14 protein-coding genes, 1 pseudogene and 1 riboswitch are annotated in these 13381 nt (G+C 67.3%); of the genes and pseudogenes, 1 reads left to right on the forward strand and 14 read right to left on the reverse strand.

Annotation, left to right across the window (positions count from 1 at the left end; translation table 11 throughout):
* The 7 genes from yvcK to Q0627_RS01630 all read right to left on the reverse strand — a co-directional run.
* A partial coding sequence (yvcK, locus tag Q0627_RS01600; RefSeq protein ID WP_298807345.1) for a uridine diphosphate-N-acetylglucosamine-binding protein YvcK occupies positions 1 to 764 on the reverse strand: 764 nt, incomplete at its 3' end.
* Positions 764 to 1672 (reverse strand): RNase adapter RapZ, encoded by a 909-nt coding sequence (rapZ, locus tag Q0627_RS01605; protein ID WP_291012588.1) that lies wholly within the window; start codon positions 1670 to 1672, stop codon positions 764 to 766. The genes yvcK and rapZ, both read right to left, overlap by 1 nt.
* On the reverse strand, positions 1665 to 3818 hold the full coding sequence (gene uvrC / locus Q0627_RS01610; protein ID WP_298807347.1) for an excinuclease ABC subunit UvrC: 2154 nt from the start codon (positions 3816 to 3818) through the stop codon (positions 1665 to 1667). The genes rapZ and uvrC overlap by 8 nt, the downstream gene beginning before the upstream one ends.
* A gap of 19 nt (positions 3819 to 3837) precedes the next feature.
* Positions 3838 to 4293, reverse strand: a complete 456-nt coding sequence (locus Q0627_RS01615) for a PH domain-containing protein (protein WP_298807364.1) — start codon at positions 4291 to 4293, stop codon at positions 3838 to 3840.
* 2 nt (positions 4294 to 4295) lie between these two features.
* Complete coding sequence (ribH, locus tag Q0627_RS01620) at positions 4296 to 4784, reverse strand: 6,7-dimethyl-8-ribityllumazine synthase (RefSeq protein ID WP_298807349.1); 489 nt, start codon at positions 4782 to 4784, stop codon at positions 4296 to 4298.
* Positions 4781 to 6121, reverse strand: coding sequence for a bifunctional 3,4-dihydroxy-2-butanone-4-phosphate synthase/GTP cyclohydrolase II (locus tag Q0627_RS01625; RefSeq protein WP_291012595.1), 1341 nt, complete (start codon positions 6119 to 6121; stop codon positions 4781 to 4783). The genes ribH and Q0627_RS01625 overlap by 4 nt, the downstream gene beginning before the upstream one ends.
* 42 nt (positions 6122 to 6163) lie before the next feature.
* Positions 6164 to 6766 carry a riboflavin synthase gene (locus tag Q0627_RS01630; protein ID WP_298807352.1) on the reverse strand — a complete coding sequence of 201 codons (603 nt, stop codon included), beginning with the start codon at positions 6764 to 6766 and terminating at the stop codon, positions 6164 to 6166.
* Between the two features lie 51 nt (positions 6767 to 6817).
* Positions 6818 to 6983, reverse strand: a riboswitch (FMN riboswitch).
* Positions 6984 to 7225: 242 nt separating this feature from the next.
* Between Q0627_RS01630 and Q0627_RS01635 the strand changes: the two genes are divergently transcribed.
* Positions 7226 to 7501, forward strand: coding sequence for a LapA family protein (locus Q0627_RS01635; RefSeq protein ID WP_298807354.1), 276 nt, complete (start codon positions 7226 to 7228; stop codon positions 7499 to 7501).
* Between the two features lie 9 nt (positions 7502 to 7510).
* Here Q0627_RS01635 and ribD read toward each other — a convergent pair whose 3' ends face one another.
* The 7 genes and pseudogenes from ribD to Q0627_RS01670 form a co-directional block, all read right to left on the reverse strand.
* Positions 7511 to 8512, reverse strand: coding sequence for a bifunctional diaminohydroxyphosphoribosylaminopyrimidine deaminase/5-amino-6-(5-phosphoribosylamino)uracil reductase RibD (gene ribD / locus Q0627_RS01640; RefSeq protein ID WP_298807356.1), 1002 nt, complete (start codon positions 8510 to 8512; stop codon positions 7511 to 7513).
* Positions 8513 to 8516: 4 nt separating this feature from the next.
* Complete coding sequence (rpe, locus tag Q0627_RS01645; RefSeq protein WP_298807358.1) at positions 8517 to 9206, reverse strand: ribulose-phosphate 3-epimerase; 690 nt, start codon at positions 9204 to 9206, stop codon at positions 8517 to 8519.
* A 502-nt stretch (positions 9207 to 9708) separates the two neighbouring features.
* Entirely contained in the window at positions 9709 to 9960 is a 252-nt protein-coding gene (locus Q0627_RS01650; RefSeq protein ID WP_291015974.1) for an AbrB/MazE/SpoVT family DNA-binding domain-containing protein, read from the reverse strand.
* A gap of 60 nt (positions 9961 to 10020) precedes the next feature.
* Positions 10021 to 10482: a CAP domain-containing protein gene (locus tag Q0627_RS01655; RefSeq protein WP_298807361.1), complete on the reverse strand. Its 462-nt coding sequence runs from the start codon at positions 10480 to 10482 to the stop codon at positions 10021 to 10023.
* Between the two features lie 88 nt (positions 10483 to 10570).
* Positions 10571 to 12037 carry an RsmB/NOP family class I SAM-dependent RNA methyltransferase gene (locus Q0627_RS01660; protein ID WP_298807362.1) on the reverse strand — a complete coding sequence of 489 codons (1467 nt, stop codon included), beginning with the start codon at positions 12035 to 12037 and terminating at the stop codon, positions 10571 to 10573.
* Positions 12034 to 12972, reverse strand: a complete 939-nt coding sequence (gene fmt, locus Q0627_RS01665) for a methionyl-tRNA formyltransferase (RefSeq protein ID WP_298807363.1) — start codon at positions 12970 to 12972, stop codon at positions 12034 to 12036. The genes Q0627_RS01660 and fmt overlap by 4 nt, the downstream gene beginning before the upstream one ends.
* 59 nt (positions 12973 to 13031) lie before the next feature.
* Positions 13032 to 13289 (reverse strand): annotated as a pseudogene (locus tag Q0627_RS01670) (primosome assembly protein PriA); the annotation flags it as partial.
* Positions 13290 to 13381: the final 92 nt, after the last annotated feature.

A 13381-nucleotide genomic window follows, 5' to 3' on the forward strand; every position in this document is an offset into this window, starting at 1 on the left:
TGACGCTCCACCGAAAAGCCCGGTGTCTCACCCGGTTCCGGCGCCAGATTGACCACCAGCACCTTCGTGGCGGTGCTGCGCCCCAGTGCCGCGAGTTGCTCGGGCACCAAGACATGCGGAATAACACTGGAGAACCACGAACCCGGGCCGAGCACCACGAGGTCCGCCGCCCCGATCGCGTCGATCGCCTCCGCACACGCGGGCGGGTCGTCCGGCAGCAGTCGTACCCGCCGGACCTTGCCAGGTGTAGTCGCCACCGCCACCTGACCGCGGATGCACCGGCTGATCCGCGGGTCGCTTTCCAGCCCCGACACGTCGGCCTCGATGTCCAGCGGCACCAATGACATCGGCAACACCCGGCCGTCGACGTCGAACACTTCGATCAACTCGTCGAGTGCGGCCACCGGATCACCGAGGAGTTCGGACAGACCGGCCAGCAGAAGATTGCCCACCGGATGTCCGGCCAGTGCTCCCCTGCCGCCGAACCTGTGCTGAAAGGCGTCGGCCCACAACGCGCGCCGATCACGGTCGGGGCCCTCGGCCCGATCGGCCAGCGCCGCGGGTGCACTCATCAGCGCCGCCAGCGCCATCCGCAGGTCACCGGGTGGGATCACGTCGAGTTCGGCCCGCATCCGGCCCGACGAACCACCGTCGTCGGCGACGGTCACCACCGCTGTGACGTCGCGGGACAGGTATCGCATCGCCGTCAGCGTCGCATACAGTCCGTGCCCACCGCCGAGCGCGACGATCTTGAGCGCGCCCATCACTCGCGTCCCAGGTCCCGATGCATCACGCGGATCTCGTAGCCCGAGGGCCCATCGCCGGACAGTTCCGCGAGCCTGTGTGCGAGTTCCTCGGTCATCGCCACGCTGCGATGTTTGCCGCCGGTACAGCCGATGCTGATCGTCATATACCGCTTGCCCTCCCGCAGGTACCCGGGCGCCACCAGGGCGACGAGTTCGACGTAGGTCCGGGCGAACTGCTCAGCCTCCGGCTGCCCGAGCACGTAATCACGCACCGGCTCGTCGCGGCCGTTGTGTTCACGCAGTTCCGGAATCCAATACGGATTGGGCAGGAACCGCACATCGGCCACGAGGTCGGAATCGATCGGCAGTCCGTATTTGAACCCGAACGACTGCACCGCGATGCTCAGCTTGTCGTCGCCGCTGCCCGGATACATCCCCTCCACGACCGACCGCAGCTTGGCGATGCTCAGGGCGGATGTATCGACCACCTGGTCGGCCGAATTCCTGATCGGATCAAGCACTGCCCGCTCTCGCGCGATGCCCTCGATCAGGGTCGCCCCGCCCTGCATCGGGTGTCGCCTGCGGACCTGCTCGAAACGCCGCACCAGAATCTGGTCACTGGCATCGAGGAACAGCACGCGCGTTCTCACCCCGGCGTGGGCCAGCTGGCCGCGCACCTGCGCGAGTTCGTCGTCGATCGCACTGTCGGTGGCCCGCACCACGATCCCCATCCGGGCGATCGCCGGGCTGTCGGTGTGGACGAAGTCGACAAGCTTGGCCACCAACGACGACGGCACGTTGTCGGCGACATACCAGCCGTCATCCTCGAGAATGTTGGCCACGCTCGACCGTCCGGCACCCGACATCCCGGCCACGAACAGCACCATCAGGCCGCTCACCTCGCTCGGAGCGTTTGAGTCACTCATCCACAGATCCTCCTCCGGCGACCCGGGCCAGATGTGCCCCCGCGGTCCGCCCGTGTTCATCCGCTTGCCCGTCTTCACCCGTCTGTCCGGGTTCATCCATCTGTCCGGGTTCACCTGGCTGCCTGGATTCATCGTGCCCGTTGCCGGCCGTGAGTGCCTCGCGAACAGCAGTCGCCGTGGCCACTCCGATACCCGGGACCGCCGAGATCTCGTCGACGGACGCCTCCCGCAGCTTGGCCACCGACCCGAAATGACTCACCAGCGCGGTACGCCTGGCGTGCCCGAGGCCCGGAATCCCGTCGAGCGCGGACTCGGTCATCCGTTTGCTCCGCTTGCTGCGGTGGAAGGTGATCGCGAAGCGGTGCGCCTCGTCCCGGACCCGCTGCAGCAGGAACAGTGCCTCACTGCTGCGTGGCAGAATCACCGGATCGTCGTCATCGGGCAGCCAGATCTCCTCCAGACGTTTCGCCAGGCCCACTACCGCAACGTCGGTGATGCCGAGTTCGTCGAACACCGCGGCCGCGGCCTGGACTTGAGGTTGGCCACCGTCCACGACGAACAGGTTGGGCGGATAGGCGAACCTGCGAGTCTTGCCCGACTCGGGATCGACGACCGGTTCCTGATCGGCGCGGTGCCGCAGGAACCTGCGGCGCGTGACCTCCGCGATCGACCCGACGTCATCGGAATGTCCTTCGCCCGCAGCCTCTTTGATCGAGTAGTGCCGGTAGTCCGACTTGCGGGGCAGGCCGTCCTCGAACACTACCAGCGAGGCCACCACATCGGTGCCCTGCACGTGCGAGATGTCGATGCACTCGATCCGCAGTGGCGCCTCGTCGAGTCCGAGGGTTTGCTGGATCTCGGTGAGCGCCGCCGACCGGGTAGTCAGATCACCTGCCCGCTTCAGTTTGTGGTGGGCCAGCGACTCCGACGCGTTACGCGCCACCGTTTCCATCAGGGTGCGCTTGTCGCCGCGCTGAGGCACCCGCACCGCGACCCTGCTACCCCGCAGCCCTGACAACCAGTCGGCCACCTCGTCGACGTCGGCGGGGACCGCGGGCACCAGCACCTCACGCGGGATCGACTCGCACACATCCCTCGTCGCTTCGCTCGCCCCGTCATCCCCCCTCGCTGCGCTCGCCCCGGCACCTCCCGTCGCTGCGCTCGCCCCGGCACCCCCCCTCCCTGCGCCCGCCCCGGTCTCGCTGTCGGCCTGACCACCGTCGAACTGGGTGAGGAACTGGCCGATCACCTCGCCGTCGTCGTCGGAGTCGAAGCGTTCGACCACCCAGCCGCGCTGGCCGCGGACCCGGCCGCCGCGCACATGGAATACCTGCACCGACATCTCCAGGTCGTCGGAGTCGACGGCGATGACGTCGGCGTCGGTGCCGTCACCGAACACGACGGCCTGCTTCTCCATCGCCCGGCGCAGGGCGTTGATGTCGTCGCGCAGCCGGGCCGCCCGCTCGAAATCGAGATCCTCGGCAGCAGAGGACATATCCCGTTCGAGTTGATGGATCAGTTGGTCGGTGCGGCCTGCCAGGAAGTCGCAGAAGTCACCGACGATGCGTCGGTGCTCATCGGCCGTGACACGGTCGATGCAAGGTGCCGAACATTTATCGATGTAGCCGAGAAGGCACGGCCGGTCCATCTGCCGATGCCGTTTGAACACCCCGTTGGTGCAGGTCCGCGCCGGAAACACGCGGGTCAGCAGATCGACGGTCTCGCGGATGGCCCAGGCGTGCGAATACGGGCCGAAGTAGCGCACACCGCGCTTGCGCGGGCCGCGATAGACGGCGAGCCGCGGATACTCCTCGTTCAGGGTGACGGCCAGCACGGGATAGGTCTTGTCGTCGCGGTAGCGGACATTGAACCGTGGATCGAACTCCTTGATCCAGTTGTATTCGAGCTGCAGCGCCTCGACCTCGGTACCGACGACCGTCCACTCCACCGACGCCGCCGACGTCACCATCTGCCGCGTCCGCGGATGCAGCGAGGCGATATCGGCGAAATACGAGGTCAGCCGCGACCGCAGATTCTTGGCCTTGCCCACGTAGACGACCCGCCGGTGCGCGTCGCGGAACTTGTACACACCCGGATCGGTGGGGATGGTGCCCGGGGCCGGGCGATAGGTAGAAGGGTCGGCCACCGCTCCAGGCTAGTACGAGCTACCGACAGCGATACTCGGCGTCGAGGTCGCGGAAGCGGTCCATGGCCGCGACAGCCCGATCACCGTCGGAGGCGCGCACCGCCAGCACCGGGATGTACTCGTCGTCGGGCAGTTCCAGACGTGCCGACGAACCCGACTCCGGATAGCTCAGGCCCCGCACCCGATCCCATTCGAAAAGTCGCTCGGTGACCAGATTGCGTACCGATACTCCGGCAGGCCCGACGCGGATCCGGGGCCGGGTGAACAGCAGGATCGCGCCGGCGATGACCACGCCGATCAGCATGATCGACAGCTGATCGAGCGCGCCCACGTTGCGGACCCCGGTGTCGGAGATGGTGAGCAGCGCACCGAACACGATGTGGATAGCGAGCACCACCACGGCCGCGATCACCGCGTACAGACGCAGCTTGCCGGGTCGGTACTCCAGTTCCCATTCGGTGACCGGACTGCTCACACTCACCGCGCCGGAGTCTCCGCGGCCAAGTCCCGCAGGATCACCGCGGATGCCAGCGCCGCCGACATCGCCTGCGCACCTTTGTCTTCCGATGAATCGGGTAGGCCGGCTCGCGCCAGTGCCTGCTGTTCGTTCAGCGTGGTCAGCACACCGTTGCCGACGGGAGTGGACTCATCGAGCGACACCCGGGTCAGTCCTGCGGTCACCGCGTCGCAGACGTACTCGAAATGCGGTGTCTCGCCCTTGATCACCACGCCGAGTGCGACGACGGCGTCGTGGGTGCGGGCCAGGGCCTGCACGATCACCGGCAGCTCGATGGCGCCTGCGACCCGAACGACCGTCGGTGCGGGCGCTCCGGCGTCCGCCGCCGCACGTAGCGCGCCGTCGAGGAGTGCGGTGCAGATCGTCTCGTGCCATTGCGAGCCGACGATCGCCACCCGCAGATCCGACACATCCCCCAGGTCGAGAGTCGGTTCACCTGCGCCGCTCATGCCGGGCTTCCCGTCACGGAGGTCTGCCCGGACGGCCGCACGGCACCTTCGTTGCTCACTGCTTCGTCCAATCCGTCGAGGTCATGACCCATCCGGTCACGTTTGGTGCGCAGATACCGCAGGTTCTCGGCGTTGGCGCGCACCGGCATCGGCACCCGCTCGGTGATCTGCAGCCCGTAACCGTCCAGGCCCACGCGTTTGGCCGGATTGTTGGTCAGCAGACGCATCGATGACACACCGAGGTCGACGAGGATCTGCGCACCGAGTCCGTAGTCACGTGAGTCGGCGGGCAGCCCCAGGGACAGATTGGCCTCGACCGTGTCCTGCCCGGCGTCCTGCAGCTGGTACGCCTGTAGCTTGTGCAGCAGGCCGATGCCGCGACCCTCGTGCCCGCGCATGTACAGAACGATGCCGCGACCCTCATCGGCCACCATCTCCAGCGCGGCGTCGAGCTGTGGACCGCAGTCGCAGCGCAGCGAGCCGAACACGTCTCCGGTGAGGCATTCCGAATGCACGCGCACCAATACGTCGTTGCCCTGCGCATCGCTGCCGGCGATGTCGCCCATCACCAGGGCGACGTGTTCGACATCGTCGTAGACGCTGGTGTAACCGACGGCACGGAAGTCGCCGTGCCGCGTAGGGATCCGCGCGTCAGCCACCCGCACCACATGCTTCTCGTTGCGTCGGCGCCACGCGATCAGGTCGGCGATCGAGATGAGGGCGAGGTCATGCTCGTCAGCGAAGACACGCAGCTCGTCGGTCTGCGCCATGTGACCTTCGTCCTTCTGGCTGACGATCTCGCAGATCACGCCCGCCGGCGCCAGACCGGCCAGGCGGGCCAGATCGACGGCGGCCTCGGTGTGTCCGGGGCGGCGGAGCACACCCCCCTCCTTGGCTCGCAGCGGTACGACGTGACCCGGCCGGGTGAAGTCGGCGGCCGTGGCCTTGGGGTCGGCGAGCAGACGCATCGTGGTTGCACGGTCGGCGGCGCTGATGCCGGTACCCACGCCGAGCCGGGCGTCGACGGTCACCGTGTAGGCGGTGCCGTGCTTGTCCTGGTTCATCGAGTACATCGGGGGCAGGCCCAGCCGGTCGCAGTCGTCGCCGTCGAGCGGCACACACAGGTAGCCGGAGGTGTAGCGCACCATGAACGCCACCAGTTCAGGGGTGGCCATCTCGGCCGCGAAGATGAGATCGCCCTCGTTCTCACGGTCCTCGTCGTCGACGACGACGACGGCTTTGCCGGCCGCGATGTCGGCGACGGCACGTTCGATCGTGTCGAACGTCGCCCTGGCTTGCGCAACCTTGACCTCTGGTGCCGCGGTGTCTTCAGACATGGTGCTCACTTCGCTTGTCGCTGTTCGCTATGGGAAATAGTTCTACTCGCCTCGGGAGGCCTGGCTGTGCAGGCGTTCCACATACTTGGCGATCACGTCGACCTCAAGGTTGACGACGCGGCCGGGCTCGGTGATTCCCAGATTGGTCTCGGCCAGCGTGGTGGGAATCAGCGAGATCTCGAACCAGTCATCGCCCACCGCCGAAACGGTCAGCGACACCCCGTCGACTGTGATCGACCCCTTCTCGACAACATAGCGCGACAGTTCGGCCGGTAGCGCGATCCGTACCACTGTCCAGTTTTCGGACGGACTGACCGCCGCCACCTCCCCGACGCCGTCAACGTGACCTTGCACGATGTGCCCGCCGAAACGCCCACCGGCGGCCATCGCACGTTCGAGATTGACCCTGCTGCCCGCCTCCAATGCGCCCAACGAGCTGCGTTTGAGGGTTTCGGCCATCACATCAACGGTGAACCGACCATCACCGAACTCGACGACGGTCAGGCACACGCCGTTGACCGCGATGGAATCGCCGTGACCGGCGTCGGAGGTGACCAGGGGCCCGTCAACGGTGATGCGGGCCGAATCAGTGAGATCGTCACGTGCGACGATGGTGCCGAGTTCCTCGACGATGCCGGTAAACACTCCGCGCTCCTGTCCTCACATCCCGGAGCGAACGCAGACGGCATCATAGTCGCCTGTTCTCTCGCATCCGGACTGTCACCGTCGGCTCCGGAATCACACCGGATCTGCTGACCCGCCCATCCCGACCGGGATGTGGCAGCGCTCGCGGGCTTCGCCGGGCCGGATGGCCGCGGTCGTCACCGCCAGTGGGGAATTTCACCCCGCCCCGAGAACTTCTGGCAACGACGCTAGCACGCGTACGTATCACCCCGGTCTCCCGAAATCACCGAGCGCCAAACCCCTTGTCCTTTCCTGGCCTGTCACGGTCTGTTCCCGGCCTGACACGGTCTTTCCCGGCCTGTCACGACATTCCCGACGCTGTCCGGGTCTAGTCTCATGGTGTCCACCGGCGCCGATGGCCGGTGACCCGCGACCGCGTGCGATACACCGGACTGCGATCCACTGTCACAAGGAGTCTCAATGGCCAGAAACGCCGACGCTTATTCGCCCAGCCCGCAGCCGGCGCCGGCCAATCCCGCACTCGAGCTGGCCAAGCACTACTGGCTGCCGATCCTCCTTGCGGTGGTGGCCGTCATCTTCATCGCCCAGAACCGAAGCCAGTTCGATTTCAACTTCCTCTGGTTCGAGGTGTCGATGCCGCAGTGGCTGGCGCTGACCGTGATCACGGCGATCGGGATCGCGGTCGGGTGGTTCCTCGGTGTCCGCCGGTACAAGCGCAAGAATGCCGCCGAATAGGCGAGACGGTCAGCGCAGCCTGCGGTAGCGGACATAGAGGTCGTCGCCGAGTTCGGTGATCTCCTCGCGCCGGAACACGCGCTTGTCCGCGAGGGTCGTCACCTGATTGGCCCCGACCGACGACGCACCTGCGCCCAGGAGTGCCGGCGCCAGGTAGTGGTCGATGTCGTCGACGAGGTCGGCGTCGGCGAACGCCCCGATGATCGACGGTCCGCCCTCCACGAGCACCCACAGAGCGTCGGGCAGCGCGGCCAGCACGTCGGCGGGATCGTGGCTGTGCACGTGGACGTAGCCAGGTTCGGTTCGCAGGGCGGCGTCGCCCGGTAGGTCGCGCTTTCCGACGACCACACGTGCGGGTTGGTGTGCGTACGGCTGCCCGCCGGGTCGCCGCGCGGTCAGTGTCGGATTGTCCCGCAACGCCGTTCCGGTGCCGACGACGATCGCGTCAATCCGCGCGCGGGTCTCGTGGGCGTGTGCCCGAGCGTCGGAGCCGGTGATCCACTGGCTGGTGCCGTCGGGTGCGGCGATCCGGCCGTCGATGGTGGAGGCGATCTTGGCAGTCACCATCGGCCTCCCGTGGCGTTGCCGGAAGAGCCACGGTTTGAGCGGGCCTGCCTCTGCGTCGGTGCTACCGATCCCGCCGTGGACCGTCACCCCGGCCGCACGCAGGGTCTGCGCTCCGCCCGCGGCCGTCGGATTGGGGTCGGCGACAGCGTATGCCACCTCGGCGATCCCGGCGGCGAGCAGCGCGTGCGCACACGGTCCGGTACGGCCGGTGTGGTTGCACGGTTCGAGAGTCACCACCGCGGTGGCACCGCGGGCCGACTCCCCTGCCTGGCGCAACGCCATCACCTCGGCGTGCGGTCCGCCGGGCGGCTGGGTCGCCCCGACCCCGACGACGGTTCCGTCGGGCGCGACGATCACCGCCCCGACGGGCGGGTTGGGTGAGCTGAATCCCTGAGCCGCGCGTGAGGCGTCGATGGCCCGGAGCATCAGCGCGTCGAAATCCATGGCGTCAGCGCGCTGCCGCGGCCTGTGCCCGCAGTGCTGCCACGGCCGCTCCCGGGTCGTCCTTGCCGTACACGGCCGACCCGGCGACGAAGCAGTCGATCCCTGCTTCGGCGGCCTGCTCGATGGTGTCGGCGTTGATACCGCCGTCGATCTCGACGAGCAGCGTGAGGTCGCCGGAGTCGATGATCCTGCGGATGGCTCGAGCCTTCTCCAGCACCTCCGGAATGAAGCTCTGCCCGCCGAACCCGGGCTCGACGCTCATGATCAGCAGCGTGTCAAAGCTCTTCAGAATCTCCAGGTACGGCTCCAGCGGTGTGCCCGGCTTGAGCGAGAGCCCCGCTTTCGCCCCGGCCTTGCGAATGTCACGTGCCACAGGCACCGGATCGCTGGTGGCCTCGGCATGGAACGTCACGTTGTAGGCGCCGGCCTCGGCGTATGGTGGCGCCCACCGAGCCGGATCCTCGATCATCAGATGACAGTCGATCGGGATGTCGGTGGACCGCAGGATCGACTCCACCACCGGCAGCCCCAGCGTCAGGTTCGGCACGAAATGCCCGTCCATCACGTCCACATGCAACCAGTCGGCACGCGTCGAACCGTCCTTGGCCACCGCAGCCGCCTCGGCGGCGAGATTGGCGAAGTCGGCGGACAAAATGGACGGAGCGATCATCGGACTCTTACCGGCAGTACACATGGCCGCTGATTCTAATCGGTCCGGGAAGACTCCCGATGTGCCCTGCTCACCGTTCGGCCTCACATCCGAATCCGGGCGGCTGCGTACAGTCGGGAGTCAGAGGTCCACGATCAAACAGGCCCACGCCTCAATCAATAGACCACGTGCTTGCCGTCCGCCGAAACGCATGACGCGGACGGCGAGGGACCCGGGCCCGCATTGGGTCCCCAAACGTCCGGTTGCCCTTACTGTCCGGGGAGAGTACCTTCGCTGGCTAGCGATCATCTAGTCCGTAGCCATTGGGGTCACGTGCGGTTCTCGTGGGTCGGGCCCGCGCAGTCCGTCAGGGTGTCAGTCGGCGTCGGACGTCTCAGCGTAGGTGTCCAGGAAGCCACGCGCAGTCAAAATCTGTGGCTTCGCGATGTCGAGCGCCAGGAAGTGCTTGTCGCCGGTGACGATGACGTCGACGGCCGACGCGATATCAGCGCCGAGATGAGGATGTTCGTGTCAAGCAGGACGAGCATCACGCTCGGCCGCGCGCCTCAGCGATGAGGACGTCGACATCGGTTTCGTCGGCGACGCCGAAGTCCGCCGCCGCCCCGGCGAAGGCGGACTGAGCCTCAGCGAATGCTGCGACACCAGCCTTGGCTACGACGACTTCACCGTTCGGCTTCTCGAGGAACAGCACCTTGTCGCCCGGTACGAGGCGCAGTCGGCGACGCACCTCGACCGGGACAGTGATCTGCCCATTGGCGGAGAGCTTTGCAAGGTTCACGGGTCCTCGATTCTTGAGATCTACAGAATCCTTGAGGGCGAGTGTACTCGGTGACGCAGTTCAGACCTGACCGAAGACCTGGCAGTAGTAGGGGCGGCCGGAGGTGGAGTAGGCGACGCCGACGCCGAGGCGGTTGAACTCGCGTTTGAGGATGTTGGCGCGGTGACCGGGCGAGTTCATCCAGCCGGCCATCACCGACTGTGCGGTGGGATAGCCGGCGGCGACGTTCTCGCCGACGTAGCGCAGTCCGCAGGCGCTCAGGATCGGTTTCATCTGCTGGTGATACATGCGGTTCTCTCGGGCCTGCCGTTGTGCCTGCGCCAGGGCGTAGCGCTTGAGGCAGTCGTTGGTGCCGAGCTTGCCGAGGCTCCGCTTGGTGCGTTCGGCGTTGGTGAGCGCATGGATTGCACCCTCCAGTGAAGTCGTGGTGGGGGCCGCGGGCGCGGGGGCCGGGGCCACCAGGGCGCCCAGTCCGACGACGAGTGCGCACACGGCGCTGAACACGATCGGGACACATCTCATCGAACGGGACCTTTCGGACGAAACAGCTACGGTGGTGTCCTCGACGCTAGGCAGCCCAGCGCGATTCGGGTATCGCCCGAAGGGACGACTATCCGTCCTTGGTGACCGCGGCCAGGAACATGGCGTCGGTACCGTGCAGGTGCGGCCACAGCTGAACGTGCGGGCCGGGGCCGAGCAGCGAACCGTCGAGTTCGCCGACAGCGACCAGTGGACGGGCGTCGAGTTGCCTGGCATCCGGCACCGACGACACCACCGCGCCGATGATGTCGACGGTTTCGGCGGGGTGCGGTGAGCACGTCGAATAGATCACCACACCACCGGGTTTGACCAGGCGCAGCGCCTCGGTGAGCAGTTCGGTCTGCAGCACCACAAGTTCGGTGACATCGTCGGGGGTGCGGCGCCAGCGGGCCTCGGGGCGGCGGCGCAACGATCCCAGGCCCGAGCACGGGGCATCGAGCAGGATGCGATCGTAGCCGGGTTCGAGTCCGGAGCTGCGGGCGTCGGCGACGCGGACGTCGACCGGCAGGTCACCGGTCACCTTGCGGATCAGCTCGGCGCGGTGGTCGGATACCTCCAGGGCGTGGAGGCGGGCGCCGTCGATGTCGGCGATCGCGCCGATCAGCGCGGCCTTGCCGCCCGGACCGGCACACATGTCGAGCCAGCGACCGGTGTCCTCGCCGACGTCGGCGACGGTGACCGCACGCGCGACCAGCTGACTGCCCTCGTCCTGCACCCCGGCGAAACCATCACGCACCGCTTCGATCGCACCGGGATCGCCGCCCGGTAGATAGACACAATACGGTGAGAACCTACCCTCGTCGCCGCCGCTGGTGAGGGCCAGTTCCTCCGCGGTGATCATCCCGGGACGTGCCACCAGATGCACCGGCGGACGCTGGTCGTCGGCGGCCAGCGCCGCCTGCAGCTGCCCTGCCGAATGGCCGAGGGCGTCGAAGAACACCTCGGCGATCCACCTCGGATGCGCGTAGCGGAATGCGAGGTTGCCGATCATATCGTCGGCCATCGACGGTGCCAGTTCGTCGATCCACAGTTCCTCGTCGCGCTGCGATATCTTACGCAGCACGGCATTCACGAAACCCGAAGGGCCCATACCCAATTCGGATCGGGCCAGATCCACCGACGTGGACACCGCGGCGTGGGCCGATGTTCTGGTGCGCAACAGCTGATACGCACCGAGCCGAAGGATGTCGAGGACGTTTCCGTCGATGTCGTCGACGCCACGGTTGGCGGCCGCGGAGATCACCGCATCGAGCAGACCCTGAGCGCGAGCGGCGCCGTAGGTGAGTTCGGTGGCGAATGCGGCGTCCCGTCCGGTGATACGGCGCTCCCGTAACAGCCTGGGCAGCAGCAGATTCGCGTACGCGGACTGTTCCCGGACCGCGCGCAGCACGTCGCGGGCGGCCTCGCGGGCGACGTCGATGTCCTTGTCGCGCAACTTCTTGTCGCGTGGCTGCTGATCGCGAGGCCGTGAGTCCCGGGGACCACGGCTGTCTCCGCCGCCCGTTCGGGGCCTACGGTTGCCCGGCGTGCCGATCATCCCAGCACCTGCCCGTCGGTCAAGCGGGCTCCGCGCGCCCAGTCCGCCGCGGCCATCGGCTTCTTTCCGGGCGGCTGGACTGTCCCGAGCCGCAACGGCTTTCCGGCGGTACCGACGAACACGTCACGTTTGGTGACACGCAGTTCACCCGGCGCGAGTACCGCTTCGTCGGCGTCGGGTTCGGAGATACCTTGCGGCGGGCCCACTTTGATGCGAGCCTCATCGAGGGTGGTCCACGCGCCGGGCGCGGGGGTGTGTGCCCGGATTACCCGGTCGACGATATGCGCGGGCCGGTCCCAGCGGATCCGGGCATCCTCGACGGTCACCTTCGGTGCGTGCGACACCCCGTCGAGCGGCTGGGCAACCGGAACCAAGGCGCCGGCGTCGAGCCCGTCTAGCGTGGCGGCCACAAGCCCCGACCCCGCCTCGGCGAGCCTGGCCAGGAGGTCGCCGCTGGTATCGGTGGACCGGATGCGTTCGGTGATCACCCCGAACACGGGGCCGGTGTCGAGCCCTTCTTCGAGCAGAAATGTTGTCGCCCCGGCAAATTCGTCACCCGCTGCGATCGATGCCTGTACCGGAGCCGCGCCGCGCCAGGCGGGCAGCACCGAGAAGTGCAGGTTGATCCAGCCGTGTGTGGGCAGGTCCAGCAGCGCCGGTGGCACCAGTCCGCCGTAGGCGACGACGACTGCGACGTCGGGATTCCAGTCGCCTAGCTTGTCGGCGACGCCGTCGTCGGACAGACGACGCGGCTGGAACACCTCGACTCCCGCCTCGTCGGCGGCCAGCACTACCGGCGACCGGGACACTTTGCGTCCGCGGCCCGAGACGGCGTCGGGGCGCGAGATCACACCGACCACCTCGTGTTCGGACTCCAGCAGCCGACGCAACGTGGGTACGGCCACCTCCGGCGTACCGGCGAACACCACTCTCATCAGGACCCTTCGCACACGTTCGATCGGCTGTTGGTGGACGACACCACCAGGGTTCGAGGCTAGCCGATGGTGTGCGGGTCGACCTGTACCCGGATAGGTCCGGTCTCGTGTTTGGTGTTGCGGCGGGTCTGCGCCTGCGTGAGTGCCGCGGCCAGCTTGCGCCCGTCACGACGATCTACGCGCACCAGGACTCGTTCGATGTCGGTGGACTCGTCGTCGAACGCACCCGCGGCGCTGCTATCGGCAAGACCCGCCGGAGGGCGCACGCCTGACGGGAGCGGGACCGGACCGAGCAGGTCGGCACCGGCGGGCATGTCGGTGAGGGCGGTGAACCGGGGGACATCAGCAGCGAGGCCGTCCACCGAAGATCGGAAGAGCACACGTCTGAACTCCAGTCACCGTACGTAAT

This window comes from uncultured Gordonia sp. (assembly GCF_937858515.1).
In the GTDB taxonomy this organism is placed as follows: Bacteria; Actinomycetota; Actinomycetes; order Mycobacteriales; family Mycobacteriaceae; genus Gordonia.

Bases quoted from the DNA above. Each gene is read 5' to 3' on its own strand.
- Q0627_RS01655 (WP_298807361.1), bottom strand. From the start codon at position 10,482: ATGAGATGTGTCCCGATCGTGTTCAGCGCCGTGTGCGCACTCGTCGTC.
- rapZ (WP_291012588.1), bottom strand. From the start codon at position 1,672: ATGAGTGACTCAAACGCTCCGAGCGAGGTGAGCGGCCTGATGGTGCTG.
- fmt (WP_298807363.1), bottom strand. From the start codon at position 12,972: ATGAGAGTGGTGTTCGCCGGTACGCCGGAGGTGGCCGTACCCACGTTG.
- Q0627_RS01660 (WP_298807362.1), bottom strand. From the start codon at position 12,037: ATGATCGGCACGCCGGGCAACCGTAGGCCCCGAACGGGCGGCGGAGAC.
- ribD (WP_298807356.1), bottom strand. From the start codon at position 8,512: ATGGATTTCGACGCGCTGATGCTCCGGGCCATCGACGCCTCACGCGCG.
- ribH (WP_298807349.1), bottom strand. From the start codon at position 4,784: ATGAGCGGCGCAGGTGAACCGACTCTCGACCTGGGGGATGTGTCGGAT.
- Q0627_RS01635 (WP_298807354.1), top strand. From the start codon at position 7,226: ATGGCCAGAAACGCCGACGCTTATTCGCCCAGCCCGCAGCCGGCGCCG.
- Q0627_RS01625 (WP_291012595.1), bottom strand. From the start codon at position 6,121: ATGTCTGAAGACACCGCGGCACCAGAGGTCAAGGTTGCGCAAGCCAGG.
- rpe (WP_298807358.1), bottom strand. From the start codon at position 9,206: ATGTGTACTGCCGGTAAGAGTCCGATGATCGCTCCGTCCATTTTGTCC.